The organism is Vibrio neptunius, assembly GCA_019339365.1.
GTDB classification, from domain to species: Bacteria; Pseudomonadota; Gammaproteobacteria; order Enterobacterales; family Vibrionaceae; genus Vibrio; species Vibrio neptunius.
In genome coordinates, this window is sequence record CP079859.1 from 1,279,490 (window position 1) to 1,301,272 (window position 21,783).

Here is a 21,783-nt window from a genome sequence, read left to right on the forward strand (position 1 = left end):
GTCAGTATATGGTTTTTTGTACAGTGTCATGCTTGGTCTCCACCCACTACATCAAACTTTAAATGCAGACTTTTTAAGCTTATGATTTCCGGGTCATTGTTCACTTCATCCATAATCAGTTCGCATACGGGAATTATCTCGTCTTTGTCATATTCACGACCGACCTTTTCTGGATCAGGGAAGTTTGAACCAGGTTGCGGCATCATTCCCCCTTTCCCTGCAGGGAATCGGTGACCTACAAGGATGTCTTGAGCGGTGATGTTCTTAATTCGCTCGAATTCATCCTTTGTGGCTATGTCGCCAACGGGTATCAACTGAATGCCCTTTTCATGACCATTGGGAATATTCACAAACATGCTTCTAAAGTTACCAACCCCTTTCGAACTGGCGATCTTCTCTTTTAACATCTTTTCATCATCATCACTTAGATTCGGGTCAGTGGCATAGAAGATAAAGCCCATGTGAGCACCGTTCTTGAAGTATCGACGTCTGAACAACGTGGCGTCTTGGTTCAACATGCTGCTTTGAATGCTGCCTAGATAATCAGGCAAACCATAAACCTGCTGTTGTGGGTCGTATTGGCTCAAGAAAATGACATCATCTGGGTTGTAAGTGCGTTGTTTGTTGTCACGCTCCAAAATAACAATTTTCCCATTCTTGCGTTTACGAAGGTACATAGCGGGTAATGGATGAAAGCGGACTACTCGACCAAAGTGATCTCGAATCTTCAATAATGCACCATGACCAAATTGGAAGTAATCACGGCAGAAAGCCAGCATTTGCTTTCGACGGATGGCACCTTGCTGAAAACGAGCGGTGACATAATTGCCACGGGCAACCAATAGCGAACCATGGTAGGCGTTTGCCCTTGCGATATCTGCTAGCCCTTCGGGTGAGATTGGCGGTTCCCAATAATCGTCAGTGTCGTTGTAAAACAAGTCCGTGTAGTTTGTCATCCAACTATTTGAATCAATGGATTCAGGTGCGCCAAGGTCTACGCCATACACCGATGATGGGGAGTTGTATTCTTGTGTTACTAAGTGATCGGTTTGTTCTGTCATGCTGCGGTTGCCCAAGTTGATTTAGTTGGTGTTGAGTGGTCTAACGGCTCATTAATAATGGCGTGTGAGATAGCCCAGAATGCATCGGCGTGGCCTGTGGTTTGGCTGCGTTCTGCTTTGAATGTCATGGCGTTGCCGCTGGCCGTTGGTACTCGCTTAATCGCCATAAACGCCATTGCAATGTCTTTGTGTTCGGCATCAAATTGAATTCGTTTGGCCTCTACGATGTCGATCATCTTCATCACTAGGCGGTTTTTGTTTTCGTTGCTGTAGTGGATTGCGTGAGCTTCACGCGGGTACTTCTTCGAAATCAAATCCCAAACACCACCGCCAATGCCAGTGGTATCTACTCCGATATAAGTTACCTTATAGCGCTCAAATACTTTTTCGATTTCTGAAACGTGATATTGGAAGTTGAGCCCTTTCCAATAGTGCTTTTCTAGTACGCGGAACCTTTCACCCGCTCCGACAGGCGGAGCCACGACCACCAAACATGCGTTGTCTCGGGTTCGGCTTGGGTCGTAACCCAACCAAACTTCTCGATGGGCAAAAGGACGTTTGTTATTTGGCTTGAAGTCTTGCCAGTGGGCGGCATCCACCATGCCTTTTTCAAGGTCTGAAAACTTGAATACAGACAGGGCCCCATCAACAAACACACACATGAACAGGTTTTCGAAATCGTCTTGGCTGTACTCTTCACGCAGTTCGTCAATATCGAATAGGTCACAACCACCGTTGGCCGCATCTTCAATGGTGACAACATAACGCCATTGTTTATCATCGCAGAGTCGGCCTCCGTCGCGATATTCTTCAAAGGTCGGGAATTCAATCTTTGCGCGAGAATCTTTGCCTTTGCGCCACTGGTCGCCTGTCCAAAATGGGTAAGCCTGGTGCATCTTCGATGATGGCGTAGAAAAGTAAGTTTTGCGCCACTTCTTATGCGTAGCCATAGCTGAAGCAAGTTTGTTCAGCTCGTCAAACTTGGGTATCCAGAAATACTCATCGACATAAACATGGCCGTGGTAACTCTGGGCTGTTTTACTGTTGGTTGATAAAAAGCGAAGTTCGGCACCATTAGAAAGAATGATCGGGTTGCCAGTTAACTCGATGTCTAAGAACTCTTTACCAATTGCAATAATGTAGCTGCGGAAAACCTCGGCTTGAGCGCGAGAAGCTGAAAGGAATATTTGGTTATCGCCCGTTAGAATTGCGTCTTCTAAGGCTTCACCACTGAAATAGTAAGTCGCACCAATCTGGCGTGATTTAAGGATGTTGCGAATACGCTGCTTAATGTTGTTACGCATGACATGCTGATATTCGAATAGCGATTCATGCCAATCGACAAAGTCACCTTCACAAAGGTGCTCGATGTTGTTTTTGCCTTTGCCTTTTTTTCTTGCTGTTGCCACTACCACCGCGGCTTTGATTAGACTGTTCGGAATCATTCGAATTCGAGTTGCCTTGCGAAAGCATGCGTTCAGCTTTGGCTTTAGCGTCAGCATTCGCCTTGAGCAGTTTAACGTGATGTTCGATAAGACGGTCCATCTCTTTGAGCTGTTGGTCGCTCTTTTCGTCTTTATCAATCAACACCGCTAAACGGCGGTTAACCATCTCTTCAACAGACAAATCGTTAACGAGCAAATCCCAGCCGAATTTTTCCGCCCAGGTATAAACAATGCGTGAACTGTTTAAGCTCAGTTCCGCTGCTATTTCTTTAGGAAGTACGCCACGGATATACATCCTTTTGGCGGCTTCTCTTATTTCATCTGAATAGGCCATAAGCGCATCATACGCCCCGAAAACTCGCAAATGACTAAGCAAAATTCGGATGAATTCGGATATGGGCGAAATCCGAATTTCTAGGAATTGAAGTGGCTGAAACGACTTATTCAAAGGCGTATTGTTTGCTCAAACAGAGATGTGATTGACAAGCTTGAGTACAACAATGCCAAAAACTAGTGACTGGAAAATCATTGCAACAGAAGGCCCAACCGTTGACGGGAGAAAAATTACCCGTGAGTGGATAGAGCAAATGGCCGCAAGTTATGACAGCAAAAGAGTACACCGCACTGATTTGGCCGGAGCACCGCCGTTTTTATGGTTACGGTGAAAACTGGGGCAAAGTGGTTGAGCTAAAAGCGGAAGAAAAAGACGGCAAATTACGCTTGTTCGCAAAGCTTGAGCCTAACGATTACATGCTGGAAGCCAACCGCAAAAAGCAAAAGCTATTTACATCTATCGAACCAAATCCCGATTACAAGGGCGAAGGGCGTTGCTATTTAATGGGCCTAGCTGCGACTGACTCCCCAGCCTCCACAGGTACATCGCTCCTTCAATTCTCGCGAAAGCAAGGCGAAACCACCGAACTTGAATGCAGTGCTCTTGAAGAAGTCGACTTCTCAGCCTGTTTCACCAAGAAAGACCGCTTCTTTGCGGCATTCAATGAATTTTTCTCTTCTGGCGATGAAGAGCCAGAAACTCCATCAATAGTAGAGGACACCGACGTGACCGAAGAGCAACTCAAAGCCGCTCTAAAAGAGCAGTTTTCTGTATTCAAAAGCGAGTTCAAAAAGGAACTGGCCGAAGAGTTCAACCTCAATGCGGAAGCCCCAGAACAACCAGTAGAAGAACAAGACCAAAGCCCAACGGTTGAGCAGTTCTCTGCGACTCTGGATAAAAAACTCAATCCGTTGCTTGAGAAAGTGAGCGGCCTAGAAACTAAATTCGCTGAACTATCAAAAGAAGTACCTGATCAAGAGCCTAATCCATCGGGTGTCAGTGAAAAGTTCTCATCTAAGGAGATGTTTTAATGCTGAATGCACTATCAACCACCTATTTACAAGAGTTCTGCACAGCAACGCTATCAGCCGCCAACGCTCCGCAGGGTACACAGTCGTTTAATCTAACACCACCAATGGAAATTAAACTGCGCCAAGCAATTATGCAGTCTGATGCGTTCCTTGGAATGGTTTCACTACTGCCTGTTCAACAAATTAAAGGCCAAGTGGTCGATGTTGGCGATGATGGTCTGTCGACAGGTCGTTCCGATACTGGACGCTTTAGCGTTGAAGTGGGACAAAGTGGTAACACCTACGAACTGACCAAGACCGATTCAGGCGCACATATTCTGTGGGAAACCATGACTCAATGGGCCAACTCCGGTTCCAAAGACCAATGGTTAAAGATGATGAAAAATGCCATTTCTCGTCGTTTTGCACTGGATATGCTGCGTATTGGTTTCAATGGTACGTCTATCGCAGCCAAAACCGACCCAGTTGCTAATCCGTTAGGCCAAGATGTCAACAAGGGCTGGTTAAAAATTGTAAAAGAGAAAGCGGCAGCTCAAGTGTTAGCGTCAGCCGCCCTCGACCCAACGGGTACAACACCTGATTCATACAAAAATCTTGATTCACTGACTCAAGACTTAATCAACACCACCATTGCGCCAGAGCACCGTCAAGATCCGGATCTTGTCGTGTTGGTTGGCTCTGACTTAGTTGCTGCTGAACAGCACCGTCTACTTGAAGCTGCAGATAGTCCAACGGAACACAAAGCTGCACAAAGTCTAGCTAAGACGATTGCAGGTAAAAAGGCTTACACACCGCCGTTCTTCCCTGCCAATCAAATTTGGGTAACCAATACCAAAAACCTGCAAATCCTAACGCAGGAGGGTACGCAGTGGCGCAAGCAGAAGAACGACGAAGACGAGCTTCGCTTTAAGCAAAACCATATCCGTATGGAAGGTTATGCAGTAGGCAACCTTAAAAAGTTTGCTGCTATTGAAGCGGTCACTGTTGTTGCGCCAGCGACGGCAGCATAAGGGGTGAAACATGGTTAGCTCATTAGCAAGGCAGCGTAAACAAATACTAGAGCGGCAAGCTAACCCGTCTGCACCAGAAAAGGTTTCTGGTGCCGATACCGACAGCCTGCATATCAAGCTCATCGAGTTCGAAGAAGACCGCAAGCACTTAAAAGGCTTTAACGCCATTGCTGATCGAGTGGAACATAAACGCTCTGTATTAGTGCCTAAGTACAAGCCGTATATCGAAAAATACCTAGAAGATGGTGACGTTTATTCGAACCCTATTTTTAGCGACATGATCGTGTGGTTGTTTGATATTCAAGAACTTGAATTGGCAATCGACTGGTGTTTCAAAGCGATCGATTTGGGCTTGCCTCTTCCAGAGGGATGGCGTCGAAAAGACTGGGGAACCGTCTGTGCTGATTTTGTTCTGCAGTGGGCAGAGAAAGAGTCTGCAGAAGGTCGAAGTGTAGAACCGTACTTTAGCCAGGTATTCGAGAAAATAGAAAAAGACTGGCGCTTGCATGAAGAGGTTCATGCCAAATGGTTCAAATTTGCAGGGCTGCACCTGATTCGGAATGAAGAAGGCAAACCGCTCGCCTCTTCGGTGGGTTGTGTTGAAACGCTACAAAAAGCATTAGTGCTGCTTGAGCACGCTGACGACAAAAGCGAAAAAGCCCAGGTGAAAACGCACATCAACAAAATTAATAGTCGGATTAACGCCTTACAAGAAGGCAAAAATCTGTAACTCAAAGACTCCTACGCCACCGCGCTCGGCTGGCGAGGTTGCAATAACCACAAAGGTTCATTGTAAACCGTCGACCCAGTGGCAAGAGCGCACCTATTTTGAAAAATCGTAAGGATTGATCATGAAGAACTTAGTTAAATGGATAGTTACTTTGATGCTAGTGATAGTGGCATTAGTTAGTCACCAGTTGGGTTATGTCAGTGAAGGAGTGGTCAATCTCATGCTGGTAGCCGCTTGGATCAATGCAGCATTACTGATTTGTATGTTCTTCGTACTCTTTGATGACAAGAAGTTAAATGACTTTGCGGATCGGATTAGAACATCTGGGTTGAAGCCTTGGCAGAGCAAATTGCAATCAACACTCGTGACACTGATCGGCTGCACGTTTATCTATTTTGGTTATTGGATTACGGGAGCAGTCTGGTTAATAGCCGCACTGATTGCATCGTTAGTTACGTCCGTTCTTGATCAAATGGCGAGTGTTGAACGATGAGCTTTGGTGGATACGTCGAAGAAAATGCAAATACAGACATCGAGTCCGGTGGTTGGCCTGTGCTGAAAACCAGTGAGTTTCGCCAGATGAGACGCATTCCTTCGCTGTTCGATGAAAGCTCAATCATTACGGCACTTCAAGCCGCGAGCTTGTACGTGCAAGGTGAACTGGATGAATTGTTGGTTGATGGTGAAGCACCGGCATTCAATACGCTGAAAGCATCCGTTTATAAGCGTGCGGTGTATGGAACCGCTCATGCTGACTTACTGCCAGAGTTCGCAACTCAAGACCGAAGAGAAGCGGCAGAAAATACAGCCGAAGACGATTTCAAACAGGCTGACCGATTTAGAACTCAAGCAAAACGGGACATGAGTTTGTTGCTTGGTAGAAGCGTCAACAAGGTGGATTTGATCTGATGAAAACCAAATTACAAGCCTTACACCAATACCTATGTCAGCAACTGAACGGCAACGTCCACGCGAAAAAGATTCATGCCACTCAAGCTGGCGGTGAGTTGATTGTAAATGGTGAAGACAGAGGCAATGGCGGTTATCGAATTGCTAACTGGTTTTACCAAGCAGGGATACTGATCGAGAACTTCCCTCACAACAAATTAGACCCAAACACGTTGCTCGCGTTGGTGGCGTGTTGGATTGCTGAATTTGACCCTGAAAGGGACGAGAACGAAGAGCTTGGCAACCCTGATATTGAGATCGACGTAAACAACGAAGAAAGCGCAGATGTATTAATAAAAATTGCCTTTGAAGAACCCATCGAGTTGATACCAGACCCGAAAGGGTTAGTGCTTTGGAATGGCCAAACTTATCGAGTAAATCCAGTAGAAATCTGGATAGCGGAAGAAGGTGAAATCACCAATGCAGCCAACGATAACGCTTAACGCCAATGATGCAATCAGTGCCAGAAAAGCACTTGAAGCGTTGATGCTGCCACCCAAGAAACGATTTTGGATTCTAAAAGATTTAGGTCGCTGGGAAATACGCAATACCCGAAGCCGCATTAAGCGTCAGAAAGACACGAAAAACAAAGCGTATGACAAGCGAAAGAAAGGCGAAGGTGCAGTACTAACGAGCTTCGCCAACGGGATGGAACCCTACGTTAAGAACGGAGCAAAGGATCTCGACTTAACGTGGAAAAGCCGAATTCAGGCAAAAAAAGCCGCTGTTCATCAACAAGGTAGGACAGAGACGGTCACCGCCAGGCAGCACATAAAGAGCCAGAACAAACGGTTTGGTCAACCTGATTATGAAGCGCAAGCCACTGACGAACAAGCCCATGCACTGCGCCGATTAGGTTACAAAATCAGGCGAAAAGGTGGCGGATTTAATCGCCTAAGTAAACGCAATATTCAAAAGCGACTGACGTTAGGTCAAGCAGGGCTAATTATCCGCATGATGCGTTCAGGTAGTCCAAAAGGCAAACAAAGCTGGACGATAGAAACACCAGAACGTGAGTTGCTTGGAACACGAAAAGAACTGGTCACCAAACGACTGTTACGCAACATCGAAAAAGCCAAGCACCGCTAGGCGAAAAGAGGATAGAACTGATGGCAACCGGAAAGGTAGAAGTCAATAACTTGAACTTGGGGCAAGGCGATATCCCCGAAATTGAACGCCATCTGCTTTTCATTGGCATGACGTCAAAAGCAGAACTACAAGGCGAAGTCACTCGTGTTTCGGCAATGACAGACCTTTCAGGTGTTGTCGCAGATGATGAGTTAGGGGCGAATGTGATCGCCGCTCAACTCAACGGAAAGCAAAACTGGACTGCCGCAATCTATGGCTTAACGGCTGCAGAACTTTGGACGAGTGCAGTAGATGAAGCCAATAAAACGGATTCGTTTGAAGGTATTGTTCTGGTAGACAAGACCACGGATAAAGGCGCTTTCGATGACATGATGGCAAAACACAACGAGCTAGTGAGTAAACTAGGCCGTTGGGTGTTCATCTTGGCTGCAGTACCGGGTATCGATTCCGCAAACCAAACGTGGTCTGAATACGAAACGGCCATGCTTGCACTGGTCAAAGATGTTGCCGCCAATATGGTGGTACCAGTGCCGCAACTGCACGGCAATAACATCGGTGTGCTAGCTGGTCGCCTGTGTGATCGCAGTGTCACGGTAGCAGATACACCTATGCGGGTAGCAACGGGCAACGTGTTGGGCTTGGGAGATGCACCAGTAGACAGTGCTGGCAAAGCCTTTGAAATGTCCACCATTGAAGCACTTGCCAGCGCTCGATATTCAGTGCCGCAATGGTATGCCGACTATGAGGGGATTTATTGGACCGATGCCACGACACTCGAAGCAAAAGGCGGTGACTATCAGTACATAGAGTATGTCCGTCCAGTGCACAAACTTAATCGCCGTGTCCGCGTGAAAGCGATTCGTCGTATCGGTGACAAAATCCTCAACTCTACACCAGAGTCTATCGAGCTCAATAAGCAGTATTTCTCCAAAGACATGCGCCAAATGAGCAAAGGTATTCAACTCGGTGATATTCAATTCCCAGGTGAAATCATGCCGCCACGTGATGGCGATGTGACTATCCAATGGATGACTAAATCAAAAGTGGTGATCGGTTTAATGGTGCAGCCGCATAACTGCCCTAAGCACATTATCGTCAATGTTGCGCTAGACCTGTCTAACCCAGCTGATCAGGAGGCATAAACATGCGCATTTCCGGTAAGAATCTCAAATTCACTTTAAATGACCTCAAGATCAGTGCGCAGAAATGGACAGTTTCTATCACTGACAATAGTGCGGTGACCAAAACCAATGGCGTACCTGATGGATTTGTAGAAGGCGATGTCGAAGCGTCTGGGGAATTAGAACTGATCACAAGTCAATTTAACTTGCTGATGAAAGCTGCCGCTGGCGCAGGCTCATTCCGTGGTTTGCCTGCGTTCGACGCGATGGGCTACGGAAAAACCGAGCGTGACGAACTCAAAGTAGAGATGTTTGGTATCAAGTTAAAAATCTCTGACCTGATTGATGCAGATAGCAACGGTGGCAGTGCGCTGGTTCATAAGATTCCGTTCGATGTAACGGATCCTGATTTTATCAATATCAATGGCGTGCCATACCTACGCCCCGAAGAAACCGCCGACATTATAGGGTAGGTGGTAGATGCCGGACTTATTTGATCATGCAAGCGGTATCGAAACCAAACAAACGGAAATGGCACTGGCCAAGCAATTGGCTGCCAGTGCCAAAGCGAAAGCGCAGCACCCGAACGGCGAAACGCATTGCGTTGAATGCGGTGAGGAAATCCCAGCCGCACGCCGAAAGTATCTGCCTCACTGCTGCACCTGTGTAGCTTGCCAACAACTTCTAGAGAAGAGGGCAAAACGTTGAAACGATTCGTATTGAAACGCCGATATTTTCAAGACGGCACTTTTGGAACACTTCACCGTGAAGATGGAAGCCAAGTGTGTGTGATTGCCGAACGCAGTTGGCGAAATAACCTGCCTGGTAAATCGTGTGTGCCAGAGGGTTCTTATCAAATTCTGCCACATAAATCGCCTAAGTTTGGTGATTGCTATGCACTAGAAGCTGGCGAAATGGGCGTTACCCGTCAGGGACCGAGTTTAAGAACTCACATCCTGATCCATAAAGCGAACACACCAAGCCAACTTCAAGGCTGTTTAGCACCAGGTGTTGATTTTGGTTTTGTTGGGAACGAATGGGCCGTGGTGAATTCAAAAGCCGCATTTGAAGCATTGATGCATGAGCTTGATGGTCAACCGGCTTTTTTAACCATCGTAAAGGACTGAGCTATGTGGGAACGCGTTAAATCATTAATTGCGACAGCAGCGCCAATGATTGGCACGGTGATCGGTGGTCCTGCAGGTGGTGCCGTAGGTGCGATGGTGGCGAGCACTTTAGGGGTAGAAAATACACCAGAAGCTATCGAACAAGAGTTGCGAAACAATCCTGATGCACTGCTAAAGCTCAAACAACTTGAAAGTGATGAACGCATCAAACTGCAAGAGTTGGCTTTGAGTCACTCAAAGATTGAAAGCGAAGAACGCAAGTTAGCGATTACCACTCAAGCCGCAACCCAGCAAGCCGAGTTAGCCAGCAATGACGTCTATGTTCGACGTTGGCGACCAACGTTTGGTTATGCGATGTGTTTGGCTTGGTCCCTGCTTTTCTTCGGCTTGGCTTTTGCGCTGGTTTTCCACCCAGAGCAAGCAGCCAGCGTTGTGAATAGTGTTGTGGCTCTTACTCCTTTGTTTAGTGTTGCTCTAGCCGTGTTGGGTATCAGCATCCATAAGCGAAGCCAAGATAAGCAAGTCGCTCACGGTGCTAAACCTGCAGGGTTTATCGGGAGCTTAAAGCAAGCCATTACGCAAGGAGGCTAAATGGAAGATTTGCGCGTGTGGTTGGCAGTGGCTGCTTTTCTACTGACTCTGATTGGCTTTGTGTACACACGTGCAGAGAAATCCAATAGCACAGCAAACAGGCTAATGCAGCGCACTCATCAAAATGAAATTGCTATCGAAAGGATGAGAGCAGATAACGCAGAGAAATACGCAACGAAACACGAGCTTAGGGAAGCCGTGGACGACCTTAAAGAATCCATTAACGGACGGTTCGACCGTCTAGAAACGAAATTAGATAGAGAGAAAATCACATGAGCAAGAAAACTATCGTCCTAACGATTGCAGGTTCAGATATTCAGTTTGCACCAACACCAGAGCTTTACGGTGAGTATGTCGGTGCGATGGCACGTGGTGACATGACCGATTCAGCGCACAACTTTGTAATGCAGTCAGCACAAGGCGATGAAGAGAAAGAAACATTACGCAAGCTCGATGAAGACAACGCTGGCGCAATGATTCAGGTGGCAGGGACGTTAGTGGGTGAGTATGCACCGAAGGTGGCGATCTCAGTAAAAAATAGAAGCGCTGGTTAAGTCGCTCGAATCAAGCGACTTACTCCAGATGTACGCATTACGAAGGAAATGGTTGCCCCACGAACCCGATACAGAAATGAGCTTGGCTCAAGCGGTTTGGTTAGAGAAACAACACTGGGATAACACCACGATTTCTAATGCGAACGGAACAGCGAAAGCTTTTGCAGGATAACGAATGTCTTTACCAGAACCACTACGATTCACAGTTGGATTGATAGACCAAATTAGTAAACCGCTGGGCAATATTCAGCGCCAGTTTAGTAGTATGGCTTCTTCCTACCGAGACGGTACACACACGATGGTGTCGGGTGCGGCTGGCGTCGCTGGTGCTGGTATTGCTTTGCAACAAGCGTTAATGCCAGCGATTGAGATGGACAGAGCACTAGGTGAAGTAAAATCACTGGGTGTTGCTGATGCTCAGTTAAAGAACTTGGCGGAAACCGCACTACAGTTCTCTGTTGAATATGGCAAGTCGGCCTCTGATTTTGTCGCCGCTTCCTATGATATTCAATCTGCAATTGCTGGGTTGGCTGGCAATGAGTTGTCCCAATTTACTCGCGCCTCTGGTGTGTTGGCCGCTGCCACGAAAGCAGATACAGCAACCATCACCAATTACGTTGGCACCATGTATGGAATATTCCAGAACACCGCTAACGATATGGGTAAAGCCAATTGGGTAAATATGCTTGGTGGTCAAACTGCTAAAGCGGTTCAAATCTTCAAAACCACAGGTTCGGAAATGTCATCTGCATTTACTTCGGTAGGTGCTGCAGCGACATCTGTTGGTGTTGGGATGACCGAGCAAATGGCTATTCTTGGCACTCTTCAATCGACCATGAGTGGTAGTGAAGCAGGTACCAAGTATCGAGCGTTCTTAGCAGGTGCAGCCAAAGCACAAGACACCCTCAATATGTCGTTCACTGACTCTCAGGGGCAGTTGCTTCCAATCGTCGACATTCTAGGAAAGTTGAAGCAACGATATGGTGAAACTATTTCGGTTGCGGAAGCTGCGGAACTGTCAAAAGCGTTTGGTTCGCAAGAAGCCACAGCAATGATCCAATTGCTGATGCAAAACACCGATGGTTTAGCCGGTTCAATAGAGCAACTAGGTCAGGTGAAAGGACTCGACGCTGCTGAACAGATGGCAGGTGCAATGACCGACCAATGGGAGCGAATGGAGCAGGGAATTTATGCAATTAGAGCAGCGATTGGTACTGCTTTGCTTCCGTCCTTGTTGCCAATGGTTCAAGGTTTGGCAGATGGCGCAATGCAACTTGTCGAGTGGACCAAGTTGTTCCCAAACATTACTCGATATGTTGGATATGCAACGGTTGCGTTCTTTGGGTTAGTCGCTGCAGGGGGGTAATCACCATGTTAACGGGTGCATTTCAAATGCTTGGCGTGACAGTTTCACTGCTTAATGGCGTTATTCTAAAAGCCTTTATGTTTGCCGTTGGCGGTGTTTCAAAAGCCCTTGGACTGTTAAAGGTCGTCATGTTTGCCGTCAATGCTGTTATGGCCGCCAACCCAATCATTCTAATCGTCGGGGCGTGTGTTGCGGCAGGTGCTGCAGTCATCGGGCTCATGTACTACTGGGATGATCTAAAAGCGAGCTTTGGCGACACAACATGGTTCCAAATCTTAACCGCAATCACTGCACCTATTCGAGCTTTGTTCGCTGCTATCTATGGTGGTTGGAAATGGGTAACAAGCGGATTTACCGACTTATCGGGCTTTGACGGTCTATTTGCCATTGTAGATGAAGTGAAAGCCGTGTTTGAAAACCTGTTCGGCTGGATTGGAGAAGGCTTTAAAACCGTGATCAGTTGGATACCAGATTTCGGTGATGATGAAGCACCAGGTAAAACCATTGGTGCAGTCCAGCAAGCCACGCCAAAAGCGAGAGTTCAACAAGGTGGTGTTGCTCGTCAGATGTCGACTTATAACCAAGGAAGTTCGACGCATTACGGCGGCGTAAACATTTACCCAACCTACATGAATAGCCCACAAGATATGGCTAATGAACTAGAGATGGCCGCGCCATGACCAAAGATTACCTGTACCAAGATTTGCTCATAGAAAACGGTGATGTCGTTTTAGATGCTGGTCGAAATCCAGTGATGATTCAAGACAGAGCCGTGATCGCCCAAGATATCAAACACGCCATTATCGAAAGCGGTTTAGCAGTGGCTTTGATTGGTGAAAAGTCGCGTGATGGCCGCAGTGATATTAAAAAGCAAATAGAGCTTTTGGTTGAAGAAGAGATTCGCTTGGTACCAGGTACCGTTCGAATGGAAGAGCCAGAACTAGGCAAAATCTGGATTTTCGCAACCACACGTGACTTTGGCGACATCGAAATAGGGGTTGAGAGCTAATGGCAAACATTCCAAAGCCCGATTACAAAGAAATTCTGAAAGAGTCTGGCATTCCCACGGATTCAGAGAGCTGGCGCAAGGTGCTCAAAGAAGAGATGGATAAAGCAGGTAGCGTGATTAATAACGACAGCCGCTTTTCTCCTTTCTGGCGAATGATAGAGCAAGCCGTGATCGTCTCAACCGTTTGGCTGATTGAAAACCTGTTAGTGAAATACGTCCTGCCCAATACGTTTCTAGCCACTGCGTTCGGTGAGTCTTTGAAACTCAAAGCTTGGGAAGTGGATATCGCGCCAAAAGCCAAAACCAAGGCGAAAGGTACCATTGTTTTTCAACGTGCTGCTTTGCAGGGGCCGGCACTCATTATCCCTAAAGACACATGGGTTCAAACGGTACCGATTAACGGCACTATTTATCGAGTAAAAGTGCTGGAAGACACGACGATGCCAGAGAACGAAACCACTGTTTCAGCAACCGTCGAAGCTGAACACAAAGGTGCGGCTTATAACTTGGGCGGTGGTTACTACCATGTGATCCCCGTTGCTATTTCGGGTATTGCCGCTGCAACTAATGAAGATGAATGGTTGATAGAAGCGGGCGCAGACGATGAAGACGAAGACGAACTGCGTTTACGTGTGCGTAACCAGTGGAGTGCGGTTGCTAAATGGCACATTGATGCGGCTTACCGTTCCTTGCTGATGAAGAAAGCAGGTATTCAAGACGATAACATCTATTTTGAGCATAACGCCCCACGTGGACCAGGTACCGCAAACGCACTGATCTTGTTAGATACGGGTAATCCATCACAAGCGCTGATCGACGCTCTAAATCACGAAGTGACAACCACTGGTTTGCATGGACATGGCGATGATTTGTTGGTGAAAGCGATGCCAGAAACCCAACACGCTATCAGTGTCAAAGTCTGGCCGAAAGCGAAGCTAACAGAGCAAGAGCGTGTGACGTTAAAAGCAAACATCGAAAATGTAGTGAGAGCGGCATTTCGTGAAAACAGTGATTATAAAGTGACACCGACGAATCCCATTGGTCGTTTTAGCTTTTCACGCCTAGAAGGTGAGCTACATACCTTGCTTGAAGGCATCGAGTCATTGCAATTCGAACAAGAAGACATTGTGAGCAGTTTGAAAATTCCGCGCCTGTCTACGCTAACGATAAAAATGCAGGAGTAGCTATGCAACTACCACCAATTAAATTCAAGTACTGGATGGGTAGAGGTGAGCTGGCAAAGTTTGCCAATGCACTGCGTAACTACTGGTTAAGAGTGGACGAAGCATTGCGAATGCCACTCAAAAAGCATGACCCACTCACTGCGCCAATTGGCATTGTTCGCCTGATGGCTTGGGAACGAGACATCGAGCCGTTAGAACGTGAAGATGAAATGATTTTTCGTATCCGTGTCGCCAACGCGTATTCGTTTGCCCGTCATGGTGGTGAGACAGCCGGCTTTAAAAACATGTTTGCTAAGTTGGGCGTCGACTGGGTAGAAATCCACGAACGTCAAGACCAAGAGCAATGGGACGTTGTTACCATCGAAACTGCTGACAGCGAATTGGCCCAAAAGAACTGGCTCATGAATGCCATGATTCGCCAATACGGTCGCACGTGTCGTCGTTATCAGTTCAATGTGACCTATCCGGTAACGCTGAAAATGATTGCTGCAGCGTTTGGTCAACGGTTCAACCTTTACGCTGCAAAAGCCAATGATGAATCCACCGTGGCGGTGCGAGAAAAACGCATCGAACACAATCAACAGATTTTCACCGCGTCAATGGCGCGCCTGAACTGAACAAAGTAAAAGGGAGCGTTAACCATGAGCCAAACGGCTATCCCATTAGAGTTTGAACAGTACCTGCAAAACAAGGTTTCGCTGAAGCAGCCTACTGAACTCAACGAAATCATTTTTGCGATGATTCCTGATCTTGATTTGTCTCAACCGATTGACCGTACTGCGTCACTGCCACCATTGGAACAATGGGTGTTTCAACAAGACGTAGACCAAATTGGTAAATCTGGCAGCAATTCGGTCGTCTATTCCGTGGTGATCTCAGGTAGCACAGCACCATTCACTTTCAACGCGATGTACCTACGTGACAAGAACGTACCGAATAGCTGCGGTATGGTGGTTTACAAAGCTACCGAAATCAAAGAAACGGGAATGGCATTAACGAAGTCGTTATTAATGCAGTTCGATGGCGCTGCGGCGGCTGCGAATGTGACAATTGATGCCGCGACATGGCAAATAGACTACCAAGCCCGATTGAAAGGAATGGATGAAGACCACCGCTTATCTTGCCTAGATAATTATGGTCATACCGCTTTCGTTGATGGCTTTGAAGTAACACGCCACGAATTTGACCAAACCAAATACATGATTGCACCAGGTGTTGCCTATGTCGGTGGTCTACGCATTCAAAATGCACTGTCAACGGTGCAAACGGTCGATAGCAAGCCAACCACTTTATGGGTTGATGTTTACCGGGATGGTACCGCACTTTCTAAGCATGAAAACCTGTTCCAAATCGTATCAACTACTGATGACTTAGTGGATTACACTGATAGCGAAAACCGACCTCACTATGTAGCGAAAGTGGCACGAATTGAGGCCGATGGCTCAATAGTGGATTTGCGTGTAAAGGGTGGTTTGGCTAAGCATGTGGCGGATAGTGATCCTCACCCACAGTATGTGAAAGAAAGCCGACAATCAGTAAGGAACCTGTTTTGGGAAAACCAGAACTTTAATGTTCCCGGTAAGGACGGAACCTTGACCGAAGTAGAACAAACATTCACTGTTGGTCAGGAGTTTTCCAAAGGTTGGTTTGTAAAGTCCGGAACCCTTATTGCTTCGCTCAGTGATGGAAGACTAATACGGAATGGTCATTCAACAGCGGTTATTGCTAGGAAATACAAAAAAAATAAATCTGGTTTGCCTAAGGCGTCTGACTTGATTGCCTCTATTGAAGGTAAAGACGGCTTGCGTAGGTACTCTACGGATGTTGGCGAGATAACTATCAGGGAAGATAGCACGCATGTATGGATGGATATTAATACTCAACCTACCTATTACGATATTGGCGCTCCGTGTTTGTCTCATCAAAAGGCCCCTCCATTACCTTTGAGTGATGCAGACAGTGCGAAGTCGAATATTGTACCGCTCATTACAACAGAGGAAGGGTGGGGTAATGGTGTTTTATTGGACTGGAGTAATACGGGGTATAAAACCAGTGATTTAAAAGGTCTACTAATCGTTGCTAAAGTTCTTACGGGGACGGTCACTATGAAAGGCGAATATTCACAATTTCATCCATCTAGCCGAGCTACTGGAAATAGGTTGTTTGGGATTGTGATGAACGATCCAGAGCCATTGTCAAACTATACAGTAATGGGTGGGCTCGAAGAGGTTACGGATACCACCGCTAAAACGTTTCTGTTTAATGTCGGTTATACGGGCGCGGTTTTTGGAGTGTATGGAGTGCTATAGATGAAATCATTTAACTTGTACAACCCCCAATCTAAAGAGTTCTTGTGTAAATCATTTACCAATCAAAAGCATCTAGAGAGTTGGCTAGTTGATAATCCACAATGGATTGAAACTGAAACGAGCCGCCCCACCCATGCATTTGAATACGCTAATGGGAACTGGGTGATTGATTCTAGTGATAAATACATTGCTGAATACAATCAAGTAGATGACAAACGTCGCACTCTGTATGCCCAAATGTGTGACCCATTAAAAATGGAAGCGTTGGATCTAATGGACGAAGGAAAGGAGGCGGAGGCTCTGCAGTTGAAGCAGCAAGCCGCAGGCGCTAAACAGAAGATAAAAGATGAAAACCCGTGGCCGACTCCGCCAGAGGTGGCTTAAATGCTTTCACTCTCTGCAGTCCGAATTCCCTTAAAGGCTTAAAGGTCACTGCAAGACAACAGCTTGCCGGACAGGATATGTCCGGCAACTCTGCATCCACTGACCAAGCCGAAACAGGCGACAAAGGAAAGGTTCTCGCAGTAACAGGTACTTTGCCATATAACAAAGCTCCAACATTAAACCAACTCTACACATTGGCTGGAGCAAAGCTTGACGGTGCAAGAGTGATCTACCGCATCGATAACCGCACCGCTAATGCGCTAAAGGTTAGCCAGGTTAAATTCCAAGGTACGATGACAGCACAAGAGGACGCACAACTGCGTCAATGGTTAATTAGTTTTGAACTTGTTGAACATATGAGTGTGGCAGAGCGAGCCGAAAGCAGGGAAGAGCCAAAACCAGCAGCACAGCAAAAAGCCGCAGGGGTAGAAACGCCAACCACACCACCAACAGCGTCTACAGAAACACCACCGGATACTGAAGTGGAAATGACAGGTGTAATGGGGTATCTGCAATCAGTCGATGAGGCACTGGCATGAATACACCAGAGTTTACCATTCAATGTTATGTTGGCAGTGAGCCAAGAAAAGTCAGCCAACATAGGCTGACATTTTCTGATAATGCACCAGGCAGAGCAAAGCTAACGATACAAGGTGAAGCTGACCCAATGCAGCAAGTCGCTATCGAATTGGGTTGGGGTAATAACATTAGGCGTGTACTGACAGGATTTATCGAAAGGGTTTCACCAGATAAATCAGGTTACGTGGTGATCTTCTGTAGAGAACTGGCCGCAGCACTTTATCATCCTTTGAATGTGATCATGCGACATCCAACGCTTGTTCAATTGCTTAGTAATATCACTCAACAAACAGGGCTGCAGTTTGTGGTCCCTGACAGAGCTTATGCTAATAGTGCTATCCCTTGTTTCTATTCGACAGGTAATGGCTATCGGGTACTTGATGAGATAGCACAGGCCTTTAGTATTTCTGATTACATCTGGCAGCAGCAAGGTAATGGACAAATATATGTAGGTAGTTGGGCAGATAGTTATTGGGCAGACAAGCCAGCGACTATTCCCGTCAATATGCTCAATCCACACCAAGCACAAAAAACGGCAACTGTTCCTTGCACGCCACACTTTAAACCAGGTGTGATCGTGAATGGTCGCAAGCTAGCCACCGTTGAACATATAGGAACGGAGACGGTCATAACATGGACGTAAAAACAATTAAGCGTATTGTCTACCGACTATTCCCAGAACTAACAGGTAACTGGCATTTACCTCAATTTGCAAAGGTCGTAGCATTGCCCGAACTACCGAAAGAGGGCGATTTATCAGAGCGTTTTTATCCTCACTATGCCGCAGATATTCAGTTACTTGATAGCAAGTTAGTTGAACGTAAAGATGTGCCGATCATGCAAGCAGTACCTTTACCAGTGCCAGGTATTGGTGAACAAGCAGGGCGATTAGAACCGCCAGCGATTGGCGCAATAGTTGAAATTGGCTTCGCTAATGGTGAACCTGATAAACCATTCATTCGAACGGTATTGGGGCTGGGCTGGAAGCTGCCAGCAATCAAAGCTGGTGAAAGTCGATACCAGCAAAGGCCAGGTGTTTACCACCACGTTGATCAGTCTGGTAACTTTCGCAGTATTACCGATAAATTGGCGCAATTGCACTGTAAGTTAAGAGAAGTTCGCGCAAGCACCGAACAAGACTACCGTTCGCCTAAGACGTGGCTAGGTTCCGAAAGTGAGAACGTACTCAACTTGCTAGGTGAGTTGATGCAAGTAGTCACTGATTTATCCGATACATGTGCAGCACATACACACACTAGCCCAGAAAGTGGAGCCCCAACAACCGCGCCAATTCAATCGGCTACGTTTACTGGACATGGTAAAAGTAGTACTGGACTAAAAGATAGACTTACGCCTATCACCAAATCTTAATCCTTAACACCCCACAGCAATACGCAGTCAATAGGCTGCGTTTCTTTTTGCCTAAACCTCAGTGAACCGACATGTGGATAACAGCCGATGGATTGCCACGACAGCGAACGACTAGATGACGTAAAAATCACTCCCCCTCCCCACCTGCGATGTTTTCGTGTGGTAGTTTATTGAAATTCCATTTTTGTGAAATTTAACGGAGCTAAATCAGGCTCTGAGAAGCGTTAAAGCCTTACGGATAGCGGAGTGGGGCAGAATTTCAAGGAGTCACAAAACGCCGCATATTGCGCGATACAAAATTTCTACAAATGAAATTAATTGATCTGTTTTGCAAAAATGAAGATCAGGAAACTAGTTGTCTTTTTTCTAAGTTATTGAATTTAAATAGGTGATGGTTTTTTCGTGTGTTTTTTAATGATCTGTGGTGTTAAAAATAGGATCGTGTTTGTTTGTGCTGAAGCCAGTAGTAGCAAGGGTTGAGGCGTGTTTTAACACTTGTTTTGTTTTTTCAAAATTGATCTGGCGTAGTGATGCGGAAATTACGTATTATCAGTGGAAAGCGGCACCCACGAAAAATAGGATTTTATTGGTAAGGTTATGAAGAAAAGTAAACCTATCGCAGCAGAGATCGTTGAGTTTGAATGCGATGAATGCAACGGTGGTGTATTCCGAGTAGACCACACCACTGAACCAATGGATAACCAATGGCGACACACGTGTTCGAACTGTAATAGAGAGGTCTATTTAGTCTGCCCATTCCCTTATCTTACATATAAAGGGGAAGAGTTCATTTTACGAAAATATGTGCCGGTTCAATCGCCTAAACCGAGCATATAATTCCCTATGCGTCGCCACTTTGTCGCCACTGTATTAATTTTTAAAATATAAATATCTGTTATTTAACGGTTATTTTAATTCGAATATGAAAAGGGGCTTTTCTTTTGCCCGTCGAAGCGGCACTTTACATCAGCCTTCTCAATTTAACTCCCTACCTTTTAGCATCTACCCGGCTGCCTCGACAAAAACTTTAGCAATAGATTTCATATCTGAAGATGAGGTCAACATTTTTGCTTTTCTCCCTAGTTTTCGTAGGAATTTTAAAAATTGCTCTAAAGATAATCATTTTATCGTCGCTAATAAGGTTACTTTGAGAGAACTTGGTTTACCGAGACGTCGGAAACCTTTCGAAACTTCCGATCTACGGAAAATCAATAGGAGTAACCACTATGGCGGTTAATGTAAACACAAATGTTGCGGCAATGACTGCGCAGCGCTACCTCAATAGCGCATCTAATGCACAGCAATCCTCAATGGAACGTTTATCCTCTGGTTTTAAAATCAATAGTGCTAAAGATGATGCAGCAGGCTTGCAGATCTCTAACCGTTTGAATGTACAAAGCCGAGGGTTAGATGTTGCTGTACGTAATGCGAATGATGGTATTTCAATAGCGCAAACTGCTGAAGGCGCGATGAATGAAACAACGAATATTCTGCAACGTATGCGCGATCTATCACTACAATCTGCAAACGGCTCAAACTCTAAGTCTGAACGTGTTGCGATTCAGGAAGAGATCACGGCACTGAACGATGAACTGAACCGTATTGCCGAAACTACCTCATTTGGTGGCAATAAATTACTGAACGGTACATTCTCAACCAAATCATTCCAGATTGGCGCAGACAATGGTGAAGCAGTCATGCTGACACTCAACAACTTGCGCAGCGACAACACCATGATGGGTGGTAACAGCTATGCTGCAGCAAATGCCAAAGACAAAGATTGGGAGGTGCAAGCGGGTTCCAATGATCTCACTCTCGCTCTCACAGATGTGTTTGGTGAACAGCAGAACATCACAATTACGGCGAAAGAAGGTGATGATATAGAGGAGCTGGCTACGTACATCAATGGTCAGACTGATATGGTCAAAGCCTCTGTCGGTGAGGATGGTAATTTGCAAATCTTTACTGATAACAACCGTGTTGCCAGTGATGTGACATTCGGTGGTGCATTAGCCGGTGAATTGAGCATGGGACCAGCCCAAGCGGTAACGGTGGACACCATCGACGTTACTTCGGTTGCTGGATCTCAAGAAGCGGTTGCGATTGTCGATTCAGCGTTGAAATTTGTCGATAGCCACCGTGCGGAACTTGGCGCTTTCCAGAATCGATTTAGCCATGCGATCAATAACTTAGATAACATTAACGAAAACGTAAATGCATCTAAGAGCCGCATCAAAGATACTGATTTTGCCAAAGAAACGACAGCATTAACAAAAGCTCAGATCTTGTCTCAAGCCTCTAGCTCCGTTCTTGCTCAAGCAAAGCAGGCGCCCAACTCAGCGTTGGGGCTTCTAGGCTAAGAAAGTAATTTCTCAGCATATTAGACAGTCATGACTTTAACTAAAATCCAGCTTCGGCTGGATTTTTTATGTTGTGAGGAAAGCAAAAAGTGAGCGCCAAAAAAAGAAAACCCAGCATAAAGCTGGGTATGATAATTCTGATTTTGATATGAGCCTGGTACACGAAGAGGGACTTTAACT

23 protein-coding genes and 4 pseudogenes are annotated in these 21,783 nt (G+C 46.1%); 25 read left to right on the forward strand and 2 right to left on the reverse strand.

All coding sequences use genetic code 11. The features are described 5' to 3' along the window. Positions 1-26: 26 nt before the first annotated feature. Both KW548_06130 and KW548_06135 read right to left on the reverse strand, forming a co-directional pair. Positions 27-1,061 carry a phage portal protein gene (locus KW548_06130; GenBank protein QXX07575.1) on the reverse strand — a complete coding sequence of 345 codons (1,035 nt, stop codon included), beginning with the start codon at positions 1,059-1,061 and terminating at the stop codon, positions 27-29. Beyond that, positions 1,058-2,840: pseudogene (locus tag KW548_06135) on the reverse strand (terminase family protein). Before KW548_06135 ends, KW548_06130 begins: the two are co-directional and overlap by 4 nt. Positions 2,841-3,006: 166 nt before the next feature. Between KW548_06135 and KW548_06140 the strand changes: the two are divergent. From KW548_06140 to KW548_06260, 25 genes and pseudogenes are all read left to right on the forward strand, one after another. Beyond that, a pseudogene (locus KW548_06140) lies at positions 3,007-3,871 on the forward strand (GPO family capsid scaffolding protein). Continuing rightward, positions 3,871-4,881: a phage major capsid protein, P2 family gene (locus KW548_06145; GenBank protein QXX07576.1), complete on the forward strand. Its 1,011-nt coding sequence runs from the start codon at positions 3,871-3,873 to the stop codon at positions 4,879-4,881. The pseudogene KW548_06140 and the gene KW548_06145 overlap by 1 nt, the downstream one beginning before the upstream one ends. A 10-nt stretch (positions 4,882-4,891) precedes the next feature. Then, positions 4,892-5,611 (forward strand): terminase, encoded by a 720-nt coding sequence (locus KW548_06150; GenBank protein QXX07577.1) that lies wholly within the window; start codon positions 4,892-4,894, stop codon positions 5,609-5,611. Between the two features lie 121 nt (positions 5,612-5,732). Beyond that, positions 5,733-6,104: a hypothetical protein gene (locus tag KW548_06155; protein ID QXX07578.1), complete on the forward strand. Its 372-nt coding sequence runs from the start codon at positions 5,733-5,735 to the stop codon at positions 6,102-6,104. After that, positions 6,101-6,520: a head completion/stabilization protein gene (locus KW548_06160; GenBank protein QXX07579.1), complete on the forward strand. Its 420-nt coding sequence runs from the start codon at positions 6,101-6,103 to the stop codon at positions 6,518-6,520. The genes KW548_06155 and KW548_06160 overlap by 4 nt, the downstream gene beginning before the upstream one ends. Further along, positions 6,520-7,002 carry a phage tail protein gene (locus KW548_06165; protein ID QXX07580.1) on the forward strand — a complete coding sequence of 161 codons (483 nt, stop codon included), beginning with the start codon at positions 6,520-6,522 and terminating at the stop codon, positions 7,000-7,002. The genes KW548_06160 and KW548_06165 overlap by 1 nt, the downstream gene beginning before the upstream one ends. Beyond that, positions 6,980-7,648, forward strand: coding sequence for a hypothetical protein (locus tag KW548_06170; GenBank protein QXX07581.1), 669 nt, complete (start codon positions 6,980-6,982; stop codon positions 7,646-7,648). The genes KW548_06165 and KW548_06170 overlap by 23 nt, the downstream gene beginning before the upstream one ends. A gap of 20 nt (positions 7,649-7,668) precedes the next feature. Next, positions 7,669-8,790 (forward strand): DUF2586 domain-containing protein, encoded by a 1,122-nt coding sequence (locus KW548_06175; protein QXX07582.1) that lies wholly within the window; start codon positions 7,669-7,671, stop codon positions 8,788-8,790. Continuing rightward, the gene (locus KW548_06180; GenBank protein QXX07992.1) at positions 8,787-9,242 is read left to right on the forward strand and encodes a DUF2597 family protein; all 456 of its coding nucleotides are present in this window, start codon (positions 8,787-8,789) and stop codon (positions 9,240-9,242) included. Before KW548_06175 ends, KW548_06180 begins: the two co-directional genes overlap by 4 nt. Before the next feature lie 7 nt (positions 9,243-9,249). Beyond that, positions 9,250-9,477, forward strand: coding sequence for a TraR/DksA C4-type zinc finger protein (locus tag KW548_06185; GenBank protein ID QXX07583.1), 228 nt, complete (start codon positions 9,250-9,252; stop codon positions 9,475-9,477). Then, a complete protein-coding gene (locus KW548_06190; GenBank protein ID QXX07584.1) occupies positions 9,474-9,896 on the forward strand; it encodes a hypothetical protein in 423 nt (140 codons plus the stop codon). Before KW548_06185 ends, KW548_06190 begins: the two co-directional genes overlap by 4 nt. 3 nt (positions 9,897-9,899) lie before the next feature. Continuing rightward, complete coding sequence (locus tag KW548_06195; GenBank protein ID QXX07585.1) at positions 9,900-10,487, forward strand: holin family protein; 588 nt, start codon at positions 9,900-9,902, stop codon at positions 10,485-10,487. Beyond that, on the forward strand, positions 10,488-10,763 hold the full coding sequence (locus tag KW548_06200; GenBank protein QXX07586.1) for a hypothetical protein: 276 nt from the start codon (positions 10,488-10,490) through the stop codon (positions 10,761-10,763). After that, positions 10,760-11,041, forward strand: coding sequence for a putative phage tail assembly chaperone (locus tag KW548_06205; GenBank protein QXX07587.1), 282 nt, complete (start codon positions 10,760-10,762; stop codon positions 11,039-11,041). The genes KW548_06200 and KW548_06205 overlap by 4 nt, the downstream gene beginning before the upstream one ends. Before the next feature lie 175 nt (positions 11,042-11,216). Continuing rightward, positions 11,217-13,087: pseudogene (locus KW548_06210) on the forward strand (phage tail tape measure protein). Continuing rightward, positions 13,084-13,416, forward strand: coding sequence for a DUF2590 family protein (locus KW548_06215; GenBank protein ID QXX07588.1), 333 nt, complete (start codon positions 13,084-13,086; stop codon positions 13,414-13,416). Before KW548_06210 ends, KW548_06215 begins: the two are co-directional and overlap by 4 nt. Continuing rightward, positions 13,416-14,600, forward strand: a complete 1,185-nt coding sequence (locus KW548_06220; protein ID QXX07589.1) for a baseplate J/gp47 family protein — start codon at positions 13,416-13,418, stop codon at positions 14,598-14,600. Before KW548_06215 ends, KW548_06220 begins: the two co-directional genes overlap by 1 nt. Before the next feature lie 2 nt (positions 14,601-14,602). Then, complete coding sequence (locus KW548_06225) at positions 14,603-15,217, forward strand: hypothetical protein (GenBank protein ID QXX07590.1); 615 nt, start codon at positions 14,603-14,605, stop codon at positions 15,215-15,217. Between the two features lie 24 nt (positions 15,218-15,241). Next, positions 15,242-16,084, forward strand: a pseudogene (locus KW548_06230) (phage tail protein). 825 nt (positions 16,085-16,909) lie between these two features. Continuing rightward, complete coding sequence (locus tag KW548_06235; protein QXX07591.1) at positions 16,910-17,293, forward strand: hypothetical protein; 384 nt, start codon at positions 16,910-16,912, stop codon at positions 17,291-17,293. After that, positions 17,266-17,832 (forward strand): adenine glycosylase, encoded by a 567-nt coding sequence (locus tag KW548_06240; protein ID QXX07592.1) that lies wholly within the window; start codon positions 17,266-17,268, stop codon positions 17,830-17,832. The genes KW548_06235 and KW548_06240 overlap by 28 nt, the downstream gene beginning before the upstream one ends. Then, the gene (locus KW548_06245) at positions 17,829-18,515 is read left to right on the forward strand and encodes a hypothetical protein (GenBank protein ID QXX07593.1); all 687 of its coding nucleotides are present in this window, start codon (positions 17,829-17,831) and stop codon (positions 18,513-18,515) included. Before KW548_06240 ends, KW548_06245 begins: the two co-directional genes overlap by 4 nt. After that, complete coding sequence (locus KW548_06250) at positions 18,506-19,243, forward strand: hypothetical protein (protein QXX07594.1); 738 nt, start codon at positions 18,506-18,508, stop codon at positions 19,241-19,243. The genes KW548_06245 and KW548_06250 overlap by 10 nt, the downstream gene beginning before the upstream one ends. A gap of 597 nt (positions 19,244-19,840) precedes the next feature. Beyond that, positions 19,841-20,080, forward strand: coding sequence for a hypothetical protein (locus KW548_06255; protein ID QXX07595.1), 240 nt, complete (start codon positions 19,841-19,843; stop codon positions 20,078-20,080). A 389-nt stretch (positions 20,081-20,469) separates the two neighbouring features. After that, on the forward strand, positions 20,470-21,603 hold the full coding sequence (locus tag KW548_06260; GenBank protein QXX07596.1) for a flagellin: 1,134 nt from the start codon (positions 20,470-20,472) through the stop codon (positions 21,601-21,603). The last annotated feature ends 180 nt before the right edge of the window (positions 21,604-21,783 follow it).

What these genes read in the sequence shown, in the direction of transcription:
- KW548_06245 (QXX07593.1), top strand. Translation starts at nt 17,829, where the DNA reads ATGAATACACCAGAGTTTACCATTCAATGTTATGTTGGCAGTGAGCCA.
- KW548_06170 (QXX07581.1), top strand. Translation starts at nt 6,980, where the DNA reads ATGCAGCCAACGATAACGCTTAACGCCAATGATGCAATCAGTGCCAGA.
- KW548_06235 (QXX07591.1), top strand. Translation starts at nt 16,910, where the DNA reads ATGAAATCATTTAACTTGTACAACCCCCAATCTAAAGAGTTCTTGTGT.
- KW548_06215 (QXX07588.1), top strand. Translation starts at nt 13,084, where the DNA reads ATGACCAAAGATTACCTGTACCAAGATTTGCTCATAGAAAACGGTGAT.
- KW548_06155 (QXX07578.1), top strand. Translation starts at nt 5,733, where the DNA reads ATGAAGAACTTAGTTAAATGGATAGTTACTTTGATGCTAGTGATAGTG.
- KW548_06260 (QXX07596.1), top strand. Translation starts at nt 20,470, where the DNA reads ATGGCGGTTAATGTAAACACAAATGTTGCGGCAATGACTGCGCAGCGC.
- KW548_06205 (QXX07587.1), top strand. Translation starts at nt 10,760, where the DNA reads ATGAGCAAGAAAACTATCGTCCTAACGATTGCAGGTTCAGATATTCAG.
- KW548_06200 (QXX07586.1), top strand. Translation starts at nt 10,488, where the DNA reads ATGGAAGATTTGCGCGTGTGGTTGGCAGTGGCTGCTTTTCTACTGACT.
- KW548_06145 (QXX07576.1), top strand. Translation starts at nt 3,871, where the DNA reads ATGCTGAATGCACTATCAACCACCTATTTACAAGAGTTCTGCACAGCA.
- KW548_06130 (QXX07575.1), bottom strand. Translation starts at nt 1,061, where the DNA reads ATGACAGAACAAACCGATCACTTAGTAACACAAGAATACAACTCCCCA.
- KW548_06165 (QXX07580.1), top strand. Translation starts at nt 6,520, where the DNA reads ATGAAAACCAAATTACAAGCCTTACACCAATACCTATGTCAGCAACTG.
- KW548_06175 (QXX07582.1), top strand. Translation starts at nt 7,669, where the DNA reads ATGGCAACCGGAAAGGTAGAAGTCAATAACTTGAACTTGGGGCAAGGC.
- KW548_06225 (QXX07590.1), top strand. Translation starts at nt 14,603, where the DNA reads ATGCAACTACCACCAATTAAATTCAAGTACTGGATGGGTAGAGGTGAG.
- KW548_06250 (QXX07594.1), top strand. Translation starts at nt 18,506, where the DNA reads ATGGACGTAAAAACAATTAAGCGTATTGTCTACCGACTATTCCCAGAA.
- KW548_06150 (QXX07577.1), top strand. Translation starts at nt 4,892, where the DNA reads ATGGTTAGCTCATTAGCAAGGCAGCGTAAACAAATACTAGAGCGGCAA.
- KW548_06220 (QXX07589.1), top strand. Translation starts at nt 13,416, where the DNA reads ATGGCAAACATTCCAAAGCCCGATTACAAAGAAATTCTGAAAGAGTCT.
- KW548_06160 (QXX07579.1), top strand. Translation starts at nt 6,101, where the DNA reads ATGAGCTTTGGTGGATACGTCGAAGAAAATGCAAATACAGACATCGAG.
- KW548_06195 (QXX07585.1), top strand. Translation starts at nt 9,900, where the DNA reads ATGTGGGAACGCGTTAAATCATTAATTGCGACAGCAGCGCCAATGATT.
- KW548_06255 (QXX07595.1), top strand. Translation starts at nt 19,841, where the DNA reads ATGAAGAAAAGTAAACCTATCGCAGCAGAGATCGTTGAGTTTGAATGC.
- KW548_06185 (QXX07583.1), top strand. Translation starts at nt 9,250, where the DNA reads ATGCCGGACTTATTTGATCATGCAAGCGGTATCGAAACCAAACAAACG.